The 16255-nt window shown below is 61.3% G+C and carries 18 protein-coding genes and 1 other RNA gene; 10 read left to right on the forward strand and 9 right to left on the reverse strand.

Annotated features, from left to right (window positions below):
- Positions 1 to 2: 2 nt before the first annotated feature.
- The 5 genes from ACHPFG_RS30290 to ACHPFG_RS30310 all read left to right on the forward strand — a co-directional run bounded on the left by ACHPFG_RS30290 (position 3) and on the right by ACHPFG_RS30310 (position 4827).
- Entirely contained in the window at positions 3 to 1682 is a 1680-nt protein-coding gene (locus tag ACHPFG_RS30290) for a GspE/PulE family protein (RefSeq protein ID WP_431701235.1), read from the forward strand.
- 77 nt (positions 1683 to 1759) lie between these two features.
- Positions 1760 to 2680, forward strand: a complete 921-nt coding sequence (locus tag ACHPFG_RS30295) for an SPFH domain-containing protein (RefSeq protein WP_027608388.1) — start codon at positions 1760 to 1762, stop codon at positions 2678 to 2680.
- A 10-nt stretch (positions 2681 to 2690) separates the two neighbouring features.
- Positions 2691 to 3137, forward strand: coding sequence for an NfeD family protein (locus ACHPFG_RS30300; RefSeq protein ID WP_145336945.1), 447 nt, complete (start codon positions 2691 to 2693; stop codon positions 3135 to 3137).
- Positions 3138 to 3206: 69 nt separating this feature from the next.
- Positions 3207 to 3521, forward strand: a complete 315-nt coding sequence (locus ACHPFG_RS30305; RefSeq protein WP_431701236.1) for a DUF2388 domain-containing protein — start codon at positions 3207 to 3209, stop codon at positions 3519 to 3521.
- 163 nt (positions 3522 to 3684) lie between these two features.
- Positions 3685 to 4827, forward strand: a complete 1143-nt coding sequence (locus ACHPFG_RS30310; protein WP_431701237.1) for a DegT/DnrJ/EryC1/StrS family aminotransferase — start codon at positions 3685 to 3687, stop codon at positions 4825 to 4827.
- A 65-nt stretch (positions 4828 to 4892) separates the two neighbouring features.
- On the opposite strand, the gene gcvH is transcribed toward ACHPFG_RS30310, so the two are convergent.
- The 8 genes from gcvH to ACHPFG_RS30350 form a co-directional block, all read right to left on the reverse strand.
- A complete protein-coding gene (gcvH, locus tag ACHPFG_RS30315; RefSeq protein WP_028618385.1) occupies positions 4893 to 5276 on the reverse strand; it encodes a glycine cleavage system protein GcvH in 384 nt (127 codons plus the stop codon).
- Positions 5277 to 5328: 52 nt separating this feature from the next.
- Positions 5329 to 6411, reverse strand: coding sequence for a glycine cleavage system aminomethyltransferase GcvT (gene gcvT / locus ACHPFG_RS30320; protein ID WP_131697571.1), 1083 nt, complete (start codon positions 6409 to 6411; stop codon positions 5329 to 5331).
- A 155-nt stretch (positions 6412 to 6566) separates the two neighbouring features.
- The gene (locus ACHPFG_RS30325) at positions 6567 to 8183 is read right to left on the reverse strand and encodes an ABC transporter permease (protein WP_431701238.1); all 1617 of its coding nucleotides are present in this window, start codon (positions 8181 to 8183) and stop codon (positions 6567 to 6569) included.
- A gap of 130 nt (positions 8184 to 8313) precedes the next feature.
- Entirely contained in the window at positions 8314 to 9318 is a 1005-nt protein-coding gene (locus ACHPFG_RS30330) for an extracellular solute-binding protein (RefSeq protein WP_053127831.1), read from the reverse strand.
- 95 nt (positions 9319 to 9413) lie between these two features.
- Entirely contained in the window at positions 9414 to 10631 is a 1218-nt protein-coding gene (locus tag ACHPFG_RS30335; RefSeq protein ID WP_167656808.1) for a 2-octaprenyl-3-methyl-6-methoxy-1,4-benzoquinol hydroxylase, read from the reverse strand.
- A gap of 61 nt (positions 10632 to 10692) precedes the next feature.
- Entirely contained in the window at positions 10693 to 11880 is a 1188-nt protein-coding gene (gene ubiH / locus ACHPFG_RS30340; RefSeq protein WP_431701239.1) for a 2-octaprenyl-6-methoxyphenyl hydroxylase, read from the reverse strand.
- Positions 11877 to 13199: a Xaa-Pro aminopeptidase gene (gene pepP, locus ACHPFG_RS30345; protein WP_145337450.1), complete on the reverse strand. Its 1323-nt coding sequence runs from the start codon at positions 13197 to 13199 to the stop codon at positions 11877 to 11879. Before pepP ends, ubiH begins: the two co-directional genes overlap by 4 nt.
- Before the next feature lie 24 nt (positions 13200 to 13223).
- Positions 13224 to 13781 carry a YecA family protein gene (locus tag ACHPFG_RS30350; protein WP_431701240.1) on the reverse strand — a complete coding sequence of 186 codons (558 nt, stop codon included), beginning with the start codon at positions 13779 to 13781 and terminating at the stop codon, positions 13224 to 13226.
- Positions 13782 to 13919: 138 nt separating this feature from the next.
- Between ACHPFG_RS30350 and ACHPFG_RS30355 the strand changes: the two genes are divergently transcribed.
- From ACHPFG_RS30355 to ACHPFG_RS30370, 4 genes are all read left to right on the forward strand, one after another.
- A complete protein-coding gene (locus tag ACHPFG_RS30355; protein WP_007982902.1) occupies positions 13920 to 14129 on the forward strand; it encodes a TIGR02449 family protein in 210 nt (69 codons plus the stop codon).
- Positions 14126 to 14443: a cell division protein ZapA gene (locus ACHPFG_RS30360; protein WP_131697576.1), complete on the forward strand. Its 318-nt coding sequence runs from the start codon at positions 14126 to 14128 to the stop codon at positions 14441 to 14443. The genes ACHPFG_RS30355 and ACHPFG_RS30360 overlap by 4 nt, the downstream gene beginning before the upstream one ends.
- Positions 14444 to 14473: 30 nt before the next feature.
- Positions 14474 to 14652: non-coding RNA, 6S RNA (gene ssrS / locus ACHPFG_RS30365), on the forward strand.
- 56 nt (positions 14653 to 14708) lie between these two features.
- Complete coding sequence (locus tag ACHPFG_RS30370; protein WP_131697577.1) at positions 14709 to 15338, forward strand: 5-formyltetrahydrofolate cyclo-ligase; 630 nt, start codon at positions 14709 to 14711, stop codon at positions 15336 to 15338.
- Positions 15339 to 15345: 7 nt separating this feature from the next.
- Here ACHPFG_RS30370 and ACHPFG_RS30375 read toward each other — a convergent pair whose 3' ends face one another.
- Positions 15346 to 15495 carry a hypothetical protein gene (locus ACHPFG_RS30375; protein WP_164299887.1) on the reverse strand — a complete coding sequence of 50 codons (150 nt, stop codon included), beginning with the start codon at positions 15493 to 15495 and terminating at the stop codon, positions 15346 to 15348.
- 195 nt (positions 15496 to 15690) lie between these two features.
- Between ACHPFG_RS30375 and ACHPFG_RS30380 the strand changes: the two genes are divergently transcribed.
- A complete protein-coding gene (locus tag ACHPFG_RS30380; RefSeq protein WP_431701241.1) occupies positions 15691 to 16140 on the forward strand; it encodes an EVE domain-containing protein in 450 nt (149 codons plus the stop codon).
- Positions 16141 to 16255: the final 115 nt, after the last annotated feature.

Below are 16255 nucleotides of genomic sequence, written 5' to 3' on the forward strand. Positions count from 1 at the left end.
TCATGTCTGTTGATCACCGATTGGAACTGCGTCAGTTGCTCCCGGCCTTGGTCGAGGGCGGCTTGATCACTGCCGACATCGCGCAGCGCTTATCGGCGCTGCCAGGCGGTAACGCCCAGCACCCGCTGGAGTGTATCGCCGCCTATGGGCCGGCACTGGAAACCCTGACCCAGTGGCTTGCCCAGCATGCCGGGCAACCTTATTGGCGTATCGACCCACTGCAAATCGATGTCGCGGCGGTGGTGCAGCTGATGTCCCAGGCGTTTGCCCAGCGCCACAGCATCCTTGCAGTGGCCGTAGACGCGCAGACCGTCACCGTTGCCAGCGCCCAACCCCATGTCACCAGTTGGGAATCGGGACTGGCGCAGGTACTCAAACGCTCGATCAAGCGCGTGGTTGCCAACCCCCAGGACATTCAGCGTTGTATCAGCGAGTTTTACCGGTTGGCGAAGTCCGTCAGCGGGGCGGATCAAAAGGTCGCGGCGCCTGGCAACTTCGAGTTGCTCAACCTCGGCGCCGGTGACCAGGAGCCGGATGCCAACGACGCGCATATCGTCAATATCGTCGATTGGCTGTTGCAGTACGCCTTTGCCCAGCGGGCCAGTGATATTCATATCGAGCCGTGCCGTGAACAGGGCCGCATGCGCTTTCGCATTGATGGGCTGTTGCACGACGTCTATCAATTTCCACCCCAGGTGACGATGGCGGTGGTCAGCCGCCTGAAAAGCCTGGGCCGCATGAACGTGGCGGAAAAACGCAAACCCCAGGACGGCCGGATCAAGACCAAAAGCCCCACAGGCGCAGAAATCGAGTTGCGCCTGTCGACCTTGCCCACCGCCTTTGGCGAAAAGCTGGTGATGCGGATTTTCGATCCGCAGGTGCTGCTCAAGGACTTCGACCAGCTCGGTTTGTCCGCTGAGGACCAGCAGCGATGGCACGCCATGACCCGCCAGGCCAACGGCATCATCCTGGTCACGGGCCCTACCGGTTCAGGCAAAACGAGTACCCTCTACACCACGCTCAAGCAACTGGCGTCCCGAGAAATCAACCTCTGTACCGTGGAAGACCCGATCGAGATGGTCGAGCCGGCTTTTAACCAGATGCAGGTGCAGCACAATATCGACCTGACGTTCGCCAGCGGCATCCGAGCCCTGCTACGCCAGGACCCGGACATCATCATGATCGGCGAAATCCGCGACCAGGAAACCGCCGAAATGGCGATCCAGGCCGCACTGACCGGGCATTTGGTGCTCTCGACGCTGCACACCAACGATGCGCCCAGCGCCATCAGCCGCTTGCAGGAACTGGGTATTGCTCATTATTTGATCAAGGCCACATTATTGGGGGTGATGGCGCAGCGTCTGGTGCGGCTGCTGTGCCCTCATTGCAAGCGGGCGGCAGGCGATGTCCACGAGGCGGTGGGGTGTGCGGAATGTCGAAACAGCGGATTTCAGGGGCGTGCAGGGGTCTACGAGATCATGGTGTTGAATGAATCGCTCCGTGCGCTGATCACCCCAGGCACCGACGTGCAGTCACTGCGCAGAGAGGCGGTTGCGCAAGGCATGTGCAGCCTGCGCCTGGCCGGCATGGGAAAAGTAAAGGCGGGGCTGACCACGATGGCCGAGGTGTTGCGCGTGACACCTGGGGATTCGGTAACAAATGCTTTGATTACCGCGTGCTGAAACCGATCTTATCGGTGACAAGACCGTTACAATCGGCCGAACGTCGTTTAACTGACACCATCAGATAGGGAATCGCTATGCAGATCGGAACCGTACTGCTTCTTTTCGTGGGTTTGGCCATCGCCATCCTGTTCATGGGCTTCAAGGTGGTACCCCAGGGCTATCAGTGGACCGTCGAGCGCTTCGGCCGTTACACCAACACCCTCAAGCCGGGTCTGAACATCATCATTCCGGTCATGGACCGCATCGGCCGCAAGATCAACGTGATGGAAAGCGTGCTGGATATTCCGCCCCAGGAAGTCATCACCGCCGACAACGCCACCGTGCAGATCGACGCCGTGTGCTTCTTCCAGGTGGTCAATACCGCCCAGGCCGCCTACGAGGTCAACAACCTCGAACACGCTATCCGCAACCTGCTGCAAACCAATATCCGTACCGTGCTCGGCTCCATGGAGCTGGATGCCATGCTCAGCCAGCGCGACGGCATCAACGAAAAACTGCTGCGCACCGTCGATGAAGCCACGGCGCCGTGGGGCATCAAGATCACCCGGATCGAAATCAAGGACATCAGCCCGCCCGCCGACCTGATGGCCGCCATGTCCGGCCAGATGAAAGCCGAGCGGATCAAGCGCGCACAGATCCTGGAAGCCGAAGGCCTGCGGGCATCGGCGATCCTGACGGCCGAAGGCAAGAAGCAGGCACAGATTCTTGAAGCCGAAGGTGGCCGCCAGGCCGCGTTCCTGGAGTCTGAAGCCCGTGAGCGCCAGGCAGAGGCAGAGGCCCGCGCGACCCAGGTGGTTTCCGAAGCGATCGCCACCGGCAACGTGCAGGCCATCAACTACTTCGTCGCGCAGAAATACATCGATGCCCTCGGCAAGCTGGCATCGGCCAATAACAGCAAAGTGATCCTGATGCCGCTGGAAGCGAGCCAGGTGATCGGCGCTGTCGGCGGCATTGGCGAAATCGTCAAGGCAACCTTCGACAACAAGAAAGCCTGAGGCGATCGACATGTGGGATTTCCTGCAGCATCTTTCGTTCTGGGACTGGCTCGCGCTGGGTACGGTGCTATTGATTCTTGAGGTATTCGGCGCCGGTGGTTACCTGCTGTGGATGGGTATAGCTGCGGCAGCCGTGGGCGTGATCAAGTTTCTGGTGCCGCCGCTCGGGTTGGAGTGGCAACTGTTGCTGTTCGCTGTGCTGTCGATATTGACAGCGGTGTACTGGTGGAAACGCCAGCGCAGCAGTGCCAAAGCCAGTGACCAACCGGGGCTCAACGAACGTGGCTCGGAGCTGGTCGGCCGCGTCTTCGTGGTGCATCAGGCGATTGTGGATGGCCGGGGCAAGGTGAAAGTCGGTGATGGCGTATGGATGGTGACCGGTCCTGACAGCCCTGTAGGCGCTCAAGTGCGTGTGGTAGGCCTGGATGGCGTCATTTTAAAGGTAGAAACTGTTTAGTCAGGGATGGAACTCGGTTGGGCTAACTGCAATCAAACGGTACAGATCACCCACCCGGAGTCACCCATCATGCGTCTTAAATATGCTGTCGCTACCCTCGCTGTGCTTTCCCTTCCTGTCGGTTCAGCCATGGCCGATAGTTTCTGGCGCAATGTCATTTCGTCGGGCGCCACTACCGGCTCGACGTACCTGACCTTCAAGGACCACAAGCTGGTGGTTGCCGCACAAGACGACGCGGGCAGCTTTGTTGCCAGCGACGGCGGCATCCGCGGACCGTACCTGGAAGCCGCCATGCAGAAAGTCCGCGCCGATAACCCTGGCCTGCAGGCCACGGATATGGAACTGGCCAACGCCATCCTCGCGAAGAACGCTGTTACCGATTGATTCCCGCACGCTGAAGAATGCCGCTTTTGAAGCGGCATTTTTTTGCCCGCAATGTGACGATTCATTCACAGGCGACAGGCTATATTCAGTCTTACCGTGCCACCATGCTGGTACTGACCCCTCGCTTACTCATCGCCAATCTGAAACGGACTCCTTCGTCGTTATGAGCCAACAGCCCTTTCTGCCGTTCTCCAAACCTACCATCGATGAAGCCACCATCTCGGCGGTCGGCGATGTACTGCGCTCGGGCTGGATCACCAGCGGGCCGAAAGTGCAGGCTTTCGAGGCGCAACTGTCGGAATACTTTGGCGGCCGGCCGGTGCGCACGTTCAACTCTGGCACCTGCACCATGGAAATCGCCTTGCGTATCGCCGGTATCGGGCCTGGGGATGAAGTCATCACCACACCGATCTCCTGGGTGGCCACGGCCAACGTGATTCTGGAGGTGGGGGCCACACCGGTGTTCGCTGATATCGATCCGATCACGCGCAATATCGACCTGGCCCAGGTGGAAGCCGCAATCACCCCGCGCACCAAGGCGATCATCCCGGTGTACCTGGCCGGCCTGCCCCTGGACATGCCGATGCTGTACGCACTGGCCAACAAGTACAACCTGCGCATCGTCGAAGACGCCGCCCAGGCCCTGGGTTCCAGCTGGGATGGCGAACGCATCGGCGCTACCGGGGACTTTGTATCGTTCAGCTTCCAGGCCAACAAGAACATCACCTCTTCCGAGGGCGGCTGCCTGGTGTTGAACAATGCCGAAGAAGCCCGCCTGGCAGAAAAATACCGCCTGCAGGGCGTCACCCGCACCGGCTTCGACGGCCTCGACGTGGATGTACTGGGCGGCAAGTTCAACATGACCGACATCGCCGCCGCCATCGGCCTGGGGCAGTTTGCCCACATCGAGAAGATCACCGCCCATCGCCAGCACCTGGCACAGCACTACTTCAAATGTTTCGGCCATGATTTCGAGGAAAAGTACGGCGCGCAACTGCCGCCGGTCGACTTCGAAAACAGCAACTGGCACCTGTTCCAGTTGGTGCTGCCGGAGCGCCAGGACGGCCTGCCCGCCCGCGCGACCTTCATGGAGAAAATGCAGGCACAAGGTGTTGGCATTGGCTATCACTACCCGCCTATTCACCTGCTGAGCCTTTATCGGGCACAGGGATTCAAGGAAGGTATGTTCCCGGTAGCGGAAAAGGTTGGACGTTTGATCGTGTCGTTGCCGATGTTTACGGCAATGACAGAGGCAGATGTGGAGCGGTCGGTGGCGGCGGTAAAGGCAGTCCTGAAAGCGAACTGAACACTCACGGCTCCCGACGATTGAATGTGGGAGGGAGCTTGCTCCCTCCCACATGGGTCTTGCGTTTACTCGCCGATGGCCGCTTTGTAGCCAGCCGCATCCAGCAGTTTTTCCAGATCAGCCGGGTTGCTTGGCTTGAGCTTGAAGATCCACGCGCCGTAAGGGTCGGAGTTCAGCAACTCAGGGCTACCACTCAGCTCTTCGTTGACGGCAATCACTTCGCCGGCAACCGGGGCGTAGATATCCGAAGCGGCCTTCACCGACTCAACCACACCCGCCTGGCCTTCGGCTTCAAACGTAGCGCCAACTTCGGCCAACTCAACAAACACCACATCACCCAGAGCTTCCTGTGCATGGTCGGAGATCCCGACGGTGACAGTACCGTCAGCTTCCAGACGCGCCCATTCGTGACTTTCGGCAAAACGCAGGTCGGCAGGGATATCGCTCATAGTCTGTGTCCTCAAGAAGAAATGTCAGCAGCCATTGGCCTGCCGGAAATAGTTAGATCAAGGTTTTGCCATGACGCACGAAGGTCGGTTTGACCACTCGAACCGGGTACCACTTACCGCGGATTTCCACTTCGGCCCGATCGGCAGTCGCCGTCGGTACACGCGCCAGGGCAATGGATTTGCTCAGCGTAGGTGAGAAACTACCACTGGTGATCTCCCCTTCGCCAACATTGGCGATACGAACCACCTGGTGAGCGCGTAAAACCCCACGTTCTTCCAGTACCAGCCCGACCAGTTTGAACTGCACACCGGCGGCCAGCTCTGCTTCCAGCGCCGCACGCCCGATGAAATTGCGCTCGGCAGGTTCCCAGGCAATGCTCCAGGCCATGTTGGCCGCCAGGGGCGAAACGTTCTGGTGGATGTCCTGGCCATACAGGTTCATGCCGGCTTCCAGCCGCAGGGTGTCCCGCGCGCCGAGGCCTATAGGTGAAATACCCGCACCTACCAGGTCGTTGAAAAAACCCGGCGCCTGATCGGCAGGCAGGACAATTTCCAGGCCGTCTTCGCCGGTGTAACCCGTGCGCGCGATAAACCAATCACCGTCGGCATGCCCTTCAAAGGGCTTGAGCTGGTGGATCAGGGTGCCGCGAGACTGGGTGACCAACTCGGCAATCTTCTGCCGGGCGTGGGGACCTTGAATGGCGAGCATGGCCAACTCGGGCCGCTCATGCAGTTGCACTTGATAGCTGCCAAGTTGCGCCTGAATCCAGGCCATGTCCTGGTCTCGGGTGGCGGCGTTGACCACCAGCCGGTACCCGGCCTCGGTGCGGTAGACAATCATGTCGTCTACCACGCCACCCTGCTCGTTGAGCATGGCGCTGTACAACGCACGGCCACAGCCGTGCAAACGCTCGACATCATTGGCCAGCAGGTACTGGAGCCATTCCTTGGCCTGGGGGCCGGTGATATCGATCACGGTCATATGAGATACATCGAACACCCCGCAGTCGCGCCGCACCTGATGGTGCTCCTCAACTTGCGAGCCGTAATGCAAAGGCATATCCCAACCGCCAAAATCGACCATTTTCGCGCCGAGGGCGAGATGCAGGTCATACAGAGGCGTACGCTGTCCCATGGGTTTCTCCTTCCGGGCTTGGCGAAGGTGCGCAGGCCGTTGCCCGTGCCGGACACCTTGAATTACAAGGCCTGCGGCGACGTACAGCGACTCGATCCGAAGGACGGAGCGCACCGAATGCCGCGCATTGTAGCCGCAAGCCGTAGGACTGGCACCTAACCGATGGGGCGGGCGGAGCGTCGGATCAGCCCGATGACCGGCAGTAGCCCCACCAGCACCAGTGTCAACGCTGGCAGAGAAGCCCGCGCCCACTCGCCTTCGCTGGTCATTTCAAAGATCCGCACCGCCAGGGTGTCCCAGCCGAACGGGCGCATCAGCAGGGTCGCGGGCATTTCCTTGAGCACGTCTACGAACACCAGCAGTGCTGCACTCAGGGTGCCGGGTAGCAACAGCGGTAGATACACTTTGCAAAACAGTCGCGGCCCACTCACGCCCAAACTACGCGCAACTTCCGGCAACGAAGGGCGGATGCGCGCCAGGCTGTTTTCCAGCGGCCCGTAGGCCACGGCCAGAAAGCGCACCAGATACGCCAGCACCAGCGCCGACAGACTGCCCAGCAACAATGGCTTGCCCGCCCCTCCGAGCCAGCCGGACAGCGGCACCACCAGCTCACGGTCCAGGTAACTGAACGCCAGCATGATCGACACCGCCAGCACCGAGCCCGGCAAGGCATAGCCGACATTGGCCAGGCTGATACCGGAGCGAATCGTCCGGGTCGGTGCCAGACGGTTGGCGAAGGCCAGTACCAGCGCCACGCTGACCGTGATCAGCGCCGCAATGCCGCCCAGGTAAAGGGTGTGGACGATCAGGCCCGAATAGCGCTCATCCAGATCGAACCGTCCACGCTGCCAGAACCAGACCACCAGTTGCAGCACCGGGATGACAAAGGCGCAGGCGAACACCAGGCCACACCACCCACTGGCCGCTACCGCTTTGATCCCCTTCAAGTGGTACAGCGCCTTACCCCGGGGACGCTCGTTGCTGGACCGGCTGGCGCCCCGGGCACGCCGCTCGCCGTACAGCACCAGCATCACCACCAGCAGTAACAGGCTGGCCAGTTGGGCCGCGCTGGACAGGCTGAAAAAGCCGTACCAGGTCTTATAGATGGCGGTGGTGAAGGTATCGAAGTTGAACACCGAAACCGCACCGAAGTCCGCCAGGGTCTCCATCAGTGCCAACGCCACCCCGGCCCCTATCGCCGGCCGCGCCATGGGCAGGGCCACATGCCAGAACGCCCGCAAGGGTGACTGCCCCAGCACCCGCGCCGCCTCCATCAAGCCCTTGCCCTGGGCGAGGAATGCGCTGCGCGCCAGCAGGTACACATAGGGATAGAACACCAGCACCAGCACGATGATCACGCCGCTGGTGGAGCGCACCCGTGGCAGGCGCAAGCCGGTACCGAACCATTCCCGCAGCAGGGTCTGCACGGGGCCCGAAAAATCCAACAGGCCGACAAACACGAAGGCCAGCACATAGGCGGGAATGGCAAAGGGCAGCATCAACGCCCAGTCAAGCCAGCGCCGGCCGGGGAATTCGCAGAGGCTGGTGAGCCAGGCCAGGCTTACGCCCAACAGGGTTACACCGACGCCGACCCCCAGCACCAAGGTGAGGGTGTTGCCCAGCAGGCGGGGCATCTGGGTTTCCCAGAGGTGGGACCAGATTTGCACGTCGATGCTTTGCCAGGACAGCAACAGTACGCTCAGCGGCAGCAGCACCAGGGCGGCGACGGTGAAGACCGGCAGGTACCAGCGGCGTTGGGCGGGGTGGGCCAAGGGTTGGTTCTCAATAATGAATATCTTCAAATCACAACAATTCAATGTGGGAGGGGCGGTGCGACGATTCAAGTCGAATCGTCGCACCGCCCCTCCCACATTTTGACCTGCGGCGTCCTACAAATTGTACTTAGTTCCAGCCCGCCCGATCCATCAGGCGAATGGCTTCAGCCTGCCGCTTGCCCGCCACTTCCACCGGCAATGTATCCGCCACGAATTTACCCCAGGTCGCCACTTCAGCCGACGGCGGTACCGCCGGGTTGGCCGGGAACTCCTGGTTCACATCGGCAAAGATCTTCTGCGCCTCAGGCGTGGTCATCCACTCCACCAGCGCCTTGGCGGCTTCCGGGTGTGGCGCGTGCTTGGTCAAGCCGATGCCCGACAGGTTCACATGCACGCCACGGTCGCCTTGGTTCGGCCAGAACAGCTTCACCGCCAGGTCCGGCTTCTGTTTGTGCAGGCGGCCGTAGTAGTAGGTGTTGACGATACCCACGTCGCACTGCCCGGCGTTGATCGCCTCCAGCACCGCGATGTCATCGGAGAACACGTCGGTGGACAGGTTATTCACCCACCCCTTGACGATTTCTTCGGTCTTGGCCGCACCGTGGGTTTCGATCAGGGTGGCGGTCAGCGATTGGTTGTAGACCTTTTTCGCCGTGCGCAGGCAAAGGCGGCCTTCCCACTGTTTGTCGGCCAGGGCTTCGTAGGTGGTCAGGTCACCCGGTTTGACCCGGTCGGTGGAATACGCGATGGTCCGCGCACGCAGGCTCAAGCCGGTCCAGGCGTGAGCCGAAGAGCGGTACTGCAGGGGAATGTTCTTGTCGATCACCGGGGAGGTGAAGGGTTGCAGGATGCCCATTTGCTCGGCCTGCCAGAGGTTGCCGGCATCCACGGTGAGCAGCAGGTCGGCGGTGGCGTTTTCGCCCTCGGCCTTGATGCGCTGCATCAGCGGGGCTTCCTTGTCGGTGATGAACTTCACCTGTACACCGGTCTTTTGGGTGTAGGCGTCGAACACCGGCTTGATCAGTTCGTCGATGCGCGAGGAGTAGACCACCACTTCGTCGGCGGCCTGCACGGTGGTGCTGCCGATCAGGGTGAGTGCCAGGGCAGTCAGGAGGCGCTTGGGTGCCAACATGGGTGCGGTCTCTCATTTGCAAAGTAGGCGCAAATGATAGGGACTCACATTTGGTAACGCTCGACTGAGGCGTTACCAAATGTTGCGCCGACCTGTCAGGGCTTGGCCAGCTCCGGCAGATCCCCGGTCAACCCGAGGGCCTGGCGCACAAACACGGCCTTGGCTTCGGGCATCTGGTCGACCATCTTCAGCCCGGCATTACGCAACCAGCGCAGCGGCAGTTGATCGGCCTGGAACAAGCGCTCAAAGCCTTCCATCGCCGCCATCAGGGCCAGGTTATGCGGCATGCGTCGGCGCTCGTAACGGCTGAGCACCTTCACATCGGCCAGGCGTTCACCGCGTTCGGTGGCCGACAACAACACTTCGGCCAGCACCGCCGCATCGAGGAACCCCAGGTTGACGCCCTGCCCGGCCAATGGGTGGATGACGTGGGCCGCGTCGCCGATCAACGCCAGGCCCTCGGCCACATAGCGTTTGGCGTGGCGCTGGCGCAAAGGCACGCAAACGCGCGGATCGGCGCTGATCACGCTGCCAAGGCGCCCTTCAAAGGCGCGCTCCAGCTCACGGCAGAAGCCTTCATCATCCAATGCCATCAGGCGTTCGGATTCGGCCGGCGTAGTCGACCAGACGATCGAGCACCAATCCTCCTGCCCGTCCCGCACCAGCGGCAAAAACGCCAGCGGGCCGGTGTCGGTAAAGCGTTGCCAGGCCGTGCGCTGGTGCGGCTGGCTGCTGCGCACGCTGGTAACGATGGCGTTATGCAGGTAGTCCCATTCACGGGTCGCGGTGCCGGTCAGGCGGCGCACGGCGGAGTTGGCACCATCGGCGGCCACCACCAGCGGCGCGCGCAATGTGCGGCCATCGGCCAGGGTCAGCAGCCAGTCATCGCCGGAGCGACGCATCTGCTCCAGGCGCGCGTTCGCCAGCAGGCCCAGGTCGCAGTCGTGCAGACGGTCGAGCAAGGCATCCTGGACCACACGGTTCTCGACGATATGCCCGAGCACTTCGGCATGCACACTGGCCGCCGAAAAGTGGATCTGCCCGGTCCCGCTGCCGTCCCACACCTGCATCTCGCCGTAAGGGCTGGCGCGTCGTTCAACGATGCCATCCCACACACCGAGGCGCTCGAGGATGCGCTGGCTGGCAGCCGACAAAGCGCTTACACGCGGTTCGAAGGCCGCCTCGCGGTCGAAGGGTTTGACGCTCAGCGGGCTGCCGTCCAGCAGCAGCACCTGCAGGCCACTGCCCTGCAACGCCAGCGCCAGGGCGCTTCCGACCATTCCGGCCCCGACAATCAGCACATCTGCGCGCATGTCCATGCTTTAAGCCTGTCTCGCTGGCGGCTTGCGCCGCACGTAAAAGGATTGATAAGTCTCACGCATCGGGACGGGTGCCCAGGCCCATGGCCTGACGGGCGAACCAACGCTTGGCCGGCGGCAACAAATCCAGGCCCAGCAGGCCCATATTGCGGCCCAGGGCGACCAATGGTTGCGCACTGCCAAACAGCCGCGTGACCTGGTCGGAGAAACCCACGGTCAACTTCTGATCCATGCGCTGGCGCTCGCGATAAGCTTGCAACGTCGCCAGGTCTCCCGGTACCGCCGGCCCGGCCAGCAAGGCCTCGGCCAAAGCGTGCGCATCACGCAGGGACAGGTTGAACCCCTGCCCGGCAATCGGGTGCAGGCTGTGGGCGGCATTACCGAGGATCGCCAGGTGCGAGCGCACTTGTTCTTCGGCTTCCACCAGGGTCAACGGATACAAATGACGGGCGCCCACTTGCTTGAGGGTGCCCAGGCGGTAGCCGAACACGCCCTGCAATTCACTCAAGAAGCTGCGCTCATCAAGGTTGGCCAGGCGCTGTGCGTCCATGCCGATACGGGTCCACACCAGGGCGCAGCGGTTGTCCGGCAGCGGCAGCAGGGCCATCGGGCCTTCATCGGTGAAACGCTCGAACGCTTCGCCGTTGTGGGCCTCGCTCGGGGTGATGTTGGCGATCAGCGCGCTCTGGTTGTACGGGCGGGTTTTCACGCCAATGCCCAGTTGCTCACGCAGGCCGGAGCGGCCGCCGTCGGCCAGCACCGCGAGGTCGCATTCCAGCACGGTTTCATCGTTGAGGGTCAGGCGGTAGCCATCGGGCAGCGGCTCCATGCGGGTGACTTCCGCCGGGCAACGCCAGCTCACCACGTCCTTGTCCAGGCCTTGCCACAGGCATTGGCCAAGCCAGGCGTTTTCCACCACGTAACCGAGGGCCGGCACGCCCTCTTCCATGGCGGACAACCGCGCGGTGGAGAAGCGCCCACGGTCCGACACATGGATCTGCTTGATCGGTTCGGCGCGGCGCGAGATTTGTTGCCACAGGCCCAGGCGCTGATAAATCTGCCGGGCGCCGTAGGACAGCGCCGAAGACCGCGCATCGTAGCTCGGCTGGTAGCTGTCGCCGGGCGCGAAGGGTTCGATCAGCACGATTTTCCATCCACGCACCTTGGCCCCGGTCTGCAACGCCAGCGCCAGGCTCGCGCCCACCAGGCCGCCGCCGATAATTGCCAGGTTGACCCGACTCATCGGGCGGCCGCCATCAGGGCTTCGATTTCGGCGACGCCCTTGGGGGCGCCGCCGGTCAGAATTTCACAGCCTTGCTTGGTCACCACTACGTCGTCCTCGATGCGTACGCCAATGCCACGCCATTTTTTCGCGACGGCCTGGTTATCCGGCGAGATATAAATGCCCGGCTCCACGGTCAATGCCATGCCAACTTCCAGCACACGCCATTCGCCGCCCACCTTGTACTCGCCCACGTCATGCACATCCATCCCCAGCCAATGGCCGGCGCGGTGCATATAGAAGGGTTTGTAGGCTTCACTGGCGATCAGTTCATCGACGTCACCCTTCAGCAACCCCAGCTTCACCAGCCCGGCGGTGATGACCCGCACTGTCGCCTCATGGGCCTGGTTCCAATGTTTGTTCGGCGCGATCTCGGCAAAGGCCGCCTCCTGGGAAGCCAGCACGATTTCATAGATCGCCTTCTGCTCCGCTGAAAACTTGCCGTTGACCGGCCAGGTGCGCGTGATGTCGCTGGCGTAGCAGTCGATTTCGCAACCGGCATCGATCAGCACCAGGTCGCCGTCCTTGAGCACGGCGTCATTCTGCTGGTAATGCAGGATGCAGCTGTTGCGCCCGGTGGCGACGATAGAGCCATAGGCCGGCATCTTTGCGCCGCCCTTGCGGAATTCGTAGTCCAGCTCGGCTTCCAGGCTGAACTCATGCAAGCCGGCGCGGCTGGCCTGCATCGCCTTCACATGGGCCGCGCAGGAAATTCGCGCAGCCTCGCGCATCACCTTCACTTCCGCCGCCGATTTATACAGGCGCATGTCGTGGAGCAGATGATCCAGGGCAACAAATTCGTTCGGTGGCTGGGCGCCAAGGTGCGCTTTAGAGCGGATGACGTTGATCCACTCCATCAAGTGCCGATCGAATTCGGCGTTACTGCCCATGGCTGAATACACCCGATCGCGGCCTTCAATCAGGCCGGGCAGGATGTCGTCGATATCAGTGATGGGGAAGGCATCGTCGGCGCCGTATTCGCGAATCGCGCCTTCGGTACCGGCGCGCAGGCCGTCCCACAATTCGCGTTCGGCGTTACGCTCGCGGCAGAACAACACGTACTCGCCATGCTGACGGCCGGGCATCAGCACGATCACCGCTTCCGGTTCGGGGAAACCGCTCAGGTACTGGAAGTCGCTGTCCTGACGATAGACGTGCTCCACATCGCGATTGCGGATGGCCACGGCGGCGGCCGGCAGGATCGCGATGCTGTTGGGTTCCATCTGCGCCATGAGCGCCCTGCGGCGCCGGGTGTATTCCGCTTTGGGGATATGGATCATGGGCAGATGGGCTTCCTTTCTCTTTTAATGCAGCGAAGGCTTGGGGGCAGCAGGCTCAGCGGACTTTTTGGTCTCGGTGAACAGCAACAGCGGCGCGACGCGCAGGTATTCCATGACTTCCATGTAGTCGCCTTCACCGTCTTCGGACTCTTCCAGGGCATCTTGCACCTGGGAGATGGCTGCCAGGTCCTGCAGCACTTCCTTGGCGTCGGTGCTCAACTCGAGGCCGCCGGCGTTCACGCCAAAACCGTGGAGGAAACCCTGGCACCACTGGCCCAGCGCGGCGGCGCGTTCGGTGAGCGGCGCGTCGTCGGTCGGCAGCAGCAGGACCACGGTGACGTCATCACCGGTCAGTTCGCCCTTGACTATCTCTTGCAGGCCGATCAGCGCGTTACGCACGTTGTCGGTCGGTTCGGTTTCCAGCAGTTCGGCCACATCGGCCAGCCAATTGTCGGCATCAAAGCCAACACCGGTGCAACTGCGGCCGAGCAACACGCCGTGCAGTTCGGCAGGCGAGCAAGGATGACCGCTGGTGCTCAGCAGTTTGGAAAAAGCATCGTACGGGGAGTTCTGAATGGGCATGGTGAGCTAGGCGCCAGACGGCGCAATGTCTAGAATGGAGCGCTGTATCCTAGCACCGGCAGACGTACCAAGACTATCGAGGGCGTCAGATCGTTTATCCTGCAGTTGCCATTCATCAGACAAATCCAGTGGAACCCAATGGAAGACACCGACCTGCAAGCGCTGATGGCCAGACTCGAACTGCTAATTACTCGGGTCGAGCAACTTAAGAGTCAAAACGGACTCCTATTAGCTCAGGAAAAGACCTGGCGCGAGGAACGCGCTCACCTCATTGAAAAAAACGAAATCGCCCGGCGTAAGGTCGAATCGATGATTTCGCGCCTGAAGGCCCTGGAGCAAGACTCATGAGTTCAAGCAATAGCGTCACCGTGCAGATCCTCGACAAAGAATATTCGATCATCTGCCCCCAGGAAGAGCGCAACAACCTGGTGAGCGCCGCCCGCTACCTGGATGGCAAGATGCGTGAAATCCGCAGCAGCGGCAAAGTCATCGGTGCCGACCGCATTGCCGTGATGGCCGCGTTGAACATTACCCACGACCTGCTGCATAAGCAGGAGCGCCCTGACGTGCAGGCCAGCGGCTCGACGCGCGAACAGGTGCGTGACCTGCTCGAACGTGTGGATCTGGTGCTTTCCAGCGATTCGGAAGCTCCCAAGGGCTGATTGCTGCGACTGTTTAAGGTATACTCGCCCCACTCCCTGGCGTGCTTGCCAGTCGGCGATGTCCCGGAGCCGATTCGCACTACCCTGGAAGTTGCACGTTGGGCTGGTGTGCATGTCCGCTAGACGGAAAGCCTTAAAGCCTACTGCTTCTTCCACCTTGAACTTTCGGGTTCAAGGGCTGAGTCGACAGCGGCGCTGTCGGGGAGCCTGAATACCAAACTCAATGCCAGTCTCGATGACTGGCATTGTTTTATGAGCTGAAATCATGACCGAACCTGCGCCGCCTTCCCGTCCGCAACTTCGACGCATGTTGCGCAACGCCCGCCGTGCCCTCACGCCGAGCCAGCAGCGCCAGGCTGCCCACGGCCTGTATCGGCAACTGGCTCAGCACCCGCTGTTTCGCCGTGCCAAACACATTTCCTTATATCTACCGACGGACGGTGAAATCGATCCGCGCCTGCTGCTGCGTGCGGCTCAGCGCCGGGGCAAGGCCACCTATCTGCCGGTACTCAGCGCCTGGCCACGGACCAAGATGGTGTTCCAACGCGTGCGACCGGGGGAAAAGCTGCGGCCCAACCGGTTTCGCATTCTTGAGCCGCAGGTAAATATCAGCCGGCAACGCGAGGTGTGGGCGCTGGACCTGGTGTTCTTGCCATTGGTGGGGTTCGACGAAACAGGTGGACGCCTGGGCATGGGCGGCGGCTTCTATGATCGCAGCCTCGCTTACCTGTCCCGCCGCCAGCGTTGGCGCAAGCCGACGCTACTGGGCCTGGCCCATGAATGTCAGAAAGTCGAACGACTGGTGCAGGCGAGCTGGGATGTGCCGTTGGCTGGCACAGTGACTGACAAGGGATGGTATATCGCACAGACGCCACTGGGATCAGCGGCGTCTTGAAGAAGGGTTAACGCTTGAACGGTTGCTGCTGCTGTTGAGCAAGCTCAACGGGCGCATCGGTCTTGTTCGACCACAAGCTTTGCGCATACCCGGTGGTCACGACGCCCAGACCAAACAAAATCACCAATATCCATAGTAAATCCGGTTTACGTTGCATCGATTGCCCCCCTTCAGGCACCTCGTACACGATGTTAACAACGTTCCACAGTAGTCCGTTGCAGCGGTGTCAAGCTTAAAACCCGCGCATTCTGCGATAACGTGAACCAACACGCAAACATTGGCGCCAACCGACTGTCGGTTTGTCATCAAATTGCCTGACAACTTGCCCAACGCCTTTTTCAGGAGTCCAAAAATGGCCTACTGGCTAATGAAATCCGAACCCGACGAACTCTCTATCAACGGCCTGGAAAAGCTTGGCGAAGCGCGCTGGGACGGGGTGCGCAACTACCAGGCGCGCAACTTCCTGCGAGCGATGGCGGTGGGTGACCAATTTTTCTTCTACCACTCCAGTTGCCCCGAGCCAGGGATTGCCGGCATCGGCAAAATCATCGAGGCCGCCTACCCGGACCCTACCGCGCTGGAGCCGGACAGCCACTACTTCGACGCCAAGGCCACCCCGGAGAAAAACCCGTGGAGTGCGATCAACGTCGCGCACATCCAGACCTTTCCCAAGGTCCTGGGCCTGGGCTACCTGAAACAGCAAACCGCCCTCGCCGAATGGCCCCTGGTACAAAAAGGCAGTCGCTTGTCCGTGATGCCGGTCACCGCAGAACAATGGGCGGCGGTGCTGGCACTGCACTGACGAGAACCCTGCGGTCACGTTCCCGGCGCATGCATCTGCGCCTGAACAGGGTTAGGCTTGCGCTTCATTTGACCGGCATCAACGCCCCCTCGGGCTGCCTCGGTCAAACTAGGAA

This window comes from Pseudomonas sp. BR20 (assembly GCF_050780135.1).
Classification (GTDB): domain Bacteria; phylum Pseudomonadota; class Gammaproteobacteria; order Pseudomonadales; family Pseudomonadaceae; genus Aquipseudomonas.

Bases quoted from the DNA above. Each gene is read 5' to 3' on its own strand.
- ACHPFG_RS30290 (WP_431701235.1), top strand. From the start codon at position 3: ATGTCTGTTGATCACCGATTGGAACTGCGTCAGTTGCTCCCGGCCTTG.
- ACHPFG_RS30295 (WP_027608388.1), top strand. From the start codon at position 1,760: ATGCAGATCGGAACCGTACTGCTTCTTTTCGTGGGTTTGGCCATCGCC.
- ACHPFG_RS30300 (WP_145336945.1), top strand. From the start codon at position 2,691: ATGTGGGATTTCCTGCAGCATCTTTCGTTCTGGGACTGGCTCGCGCTG.
- ACHPFG_RS30305 (WP_431701236.1), top strand. From the start codon at position 3,207: ATGCGTCTTAAATATGCTGTCGCTACCCTCGCTGTGCTTTCCCTTCCT.
- ACHPFG_RS30310 (WP_431701237.1), top strand. From the start codon at position 3,685: ATGAGCCAACAGCCCTTTCTGCCGTTCTCCAAACCTACCATCGATGAA.
- gcvH (WP_028618385.1), bottom strand. From the start codon at position 5,276: ATGAGCGATATCCCTGCCGACCTGCGTTTTGCCGAAAGTCACGAATGG.
- gcvT (WP_131697571.1), bottom strand. From the start codon at position 6,411: ATGGGACAGCGTACGCCTCTGTATGACCTGCATCTCGCCCTCGGCGCG.
- ACHPFG_RS30330 (WP_053127831.1), bottom strand. From the start codon at position 9,318: ATGTTGGCACCCAAGCGCCTCCTGACTGCCCTGGCACTCACCCTGATC.
- ACHPFG_RS30335 (WP_167656808.1), bottom strand. From the start codon at position 10,631: ATGCGCGCAGATGTGCTGATTGTCGGGGCCGGAATGGTCGGAAGCGCC.
- ubiH (WP_431701239.1), bottom strand. From the start codon at position 11,880: ATGAGTCGGGTCAACCTGGCAATTATCGGCGGCGGCCTGGTGGGCGCG.
- pepP (WP_145337450.1), bottom strand. From the start codon at position 13,199: ATGATCCATATCCCCAAAGCGGAATACACCCGGCGCCGCAGGGCGCTC.
- ACHPFG_RS30350 (WP_431701240.1), bottom strand. From the start codon at position 13,781: ATGCCCATTCAGAACTCCCCGTACGATGCTTTTTCCAAACTGCTGAGC.
- ACHPFG_RS30355 (WP_007982902.1), top strand. From the start codon at position 13,920: ATGGAAGACACCGACCTGCAAGCGCTGATGGCCAGACTCGAACTGCTA.
- ACHPFG_RS30360 (WP_131697576.1), top strand. From the start codon at position 14,126: ATGAGTTCAAGCAATAGCGTCACCGTGCAGATCCTCGACAAAGAATAT.
- ACHPFG_RS30370 (WP_131697577.1), top strand. From the start codon at position 14,709: ATGACCGAACCTGCGCCGCCTTCCCGTCCGCAACTTCGACGCATGTTG.
- ACHPFG_RS30375 (WP_164299887.1), bottom strand. From the start codon at position 15,495: ATGCAACGTAAACCGGATTTACTATGGATATTGGTGATTTTGTTTGGT.
- ACHPFG_RS30380 (WP_431701241.1), top strand. From the start codon at position 15,691: ATGGCCTACTGGCTAATGAAATCCGAACCCGACGAACTCTCTATCAAC.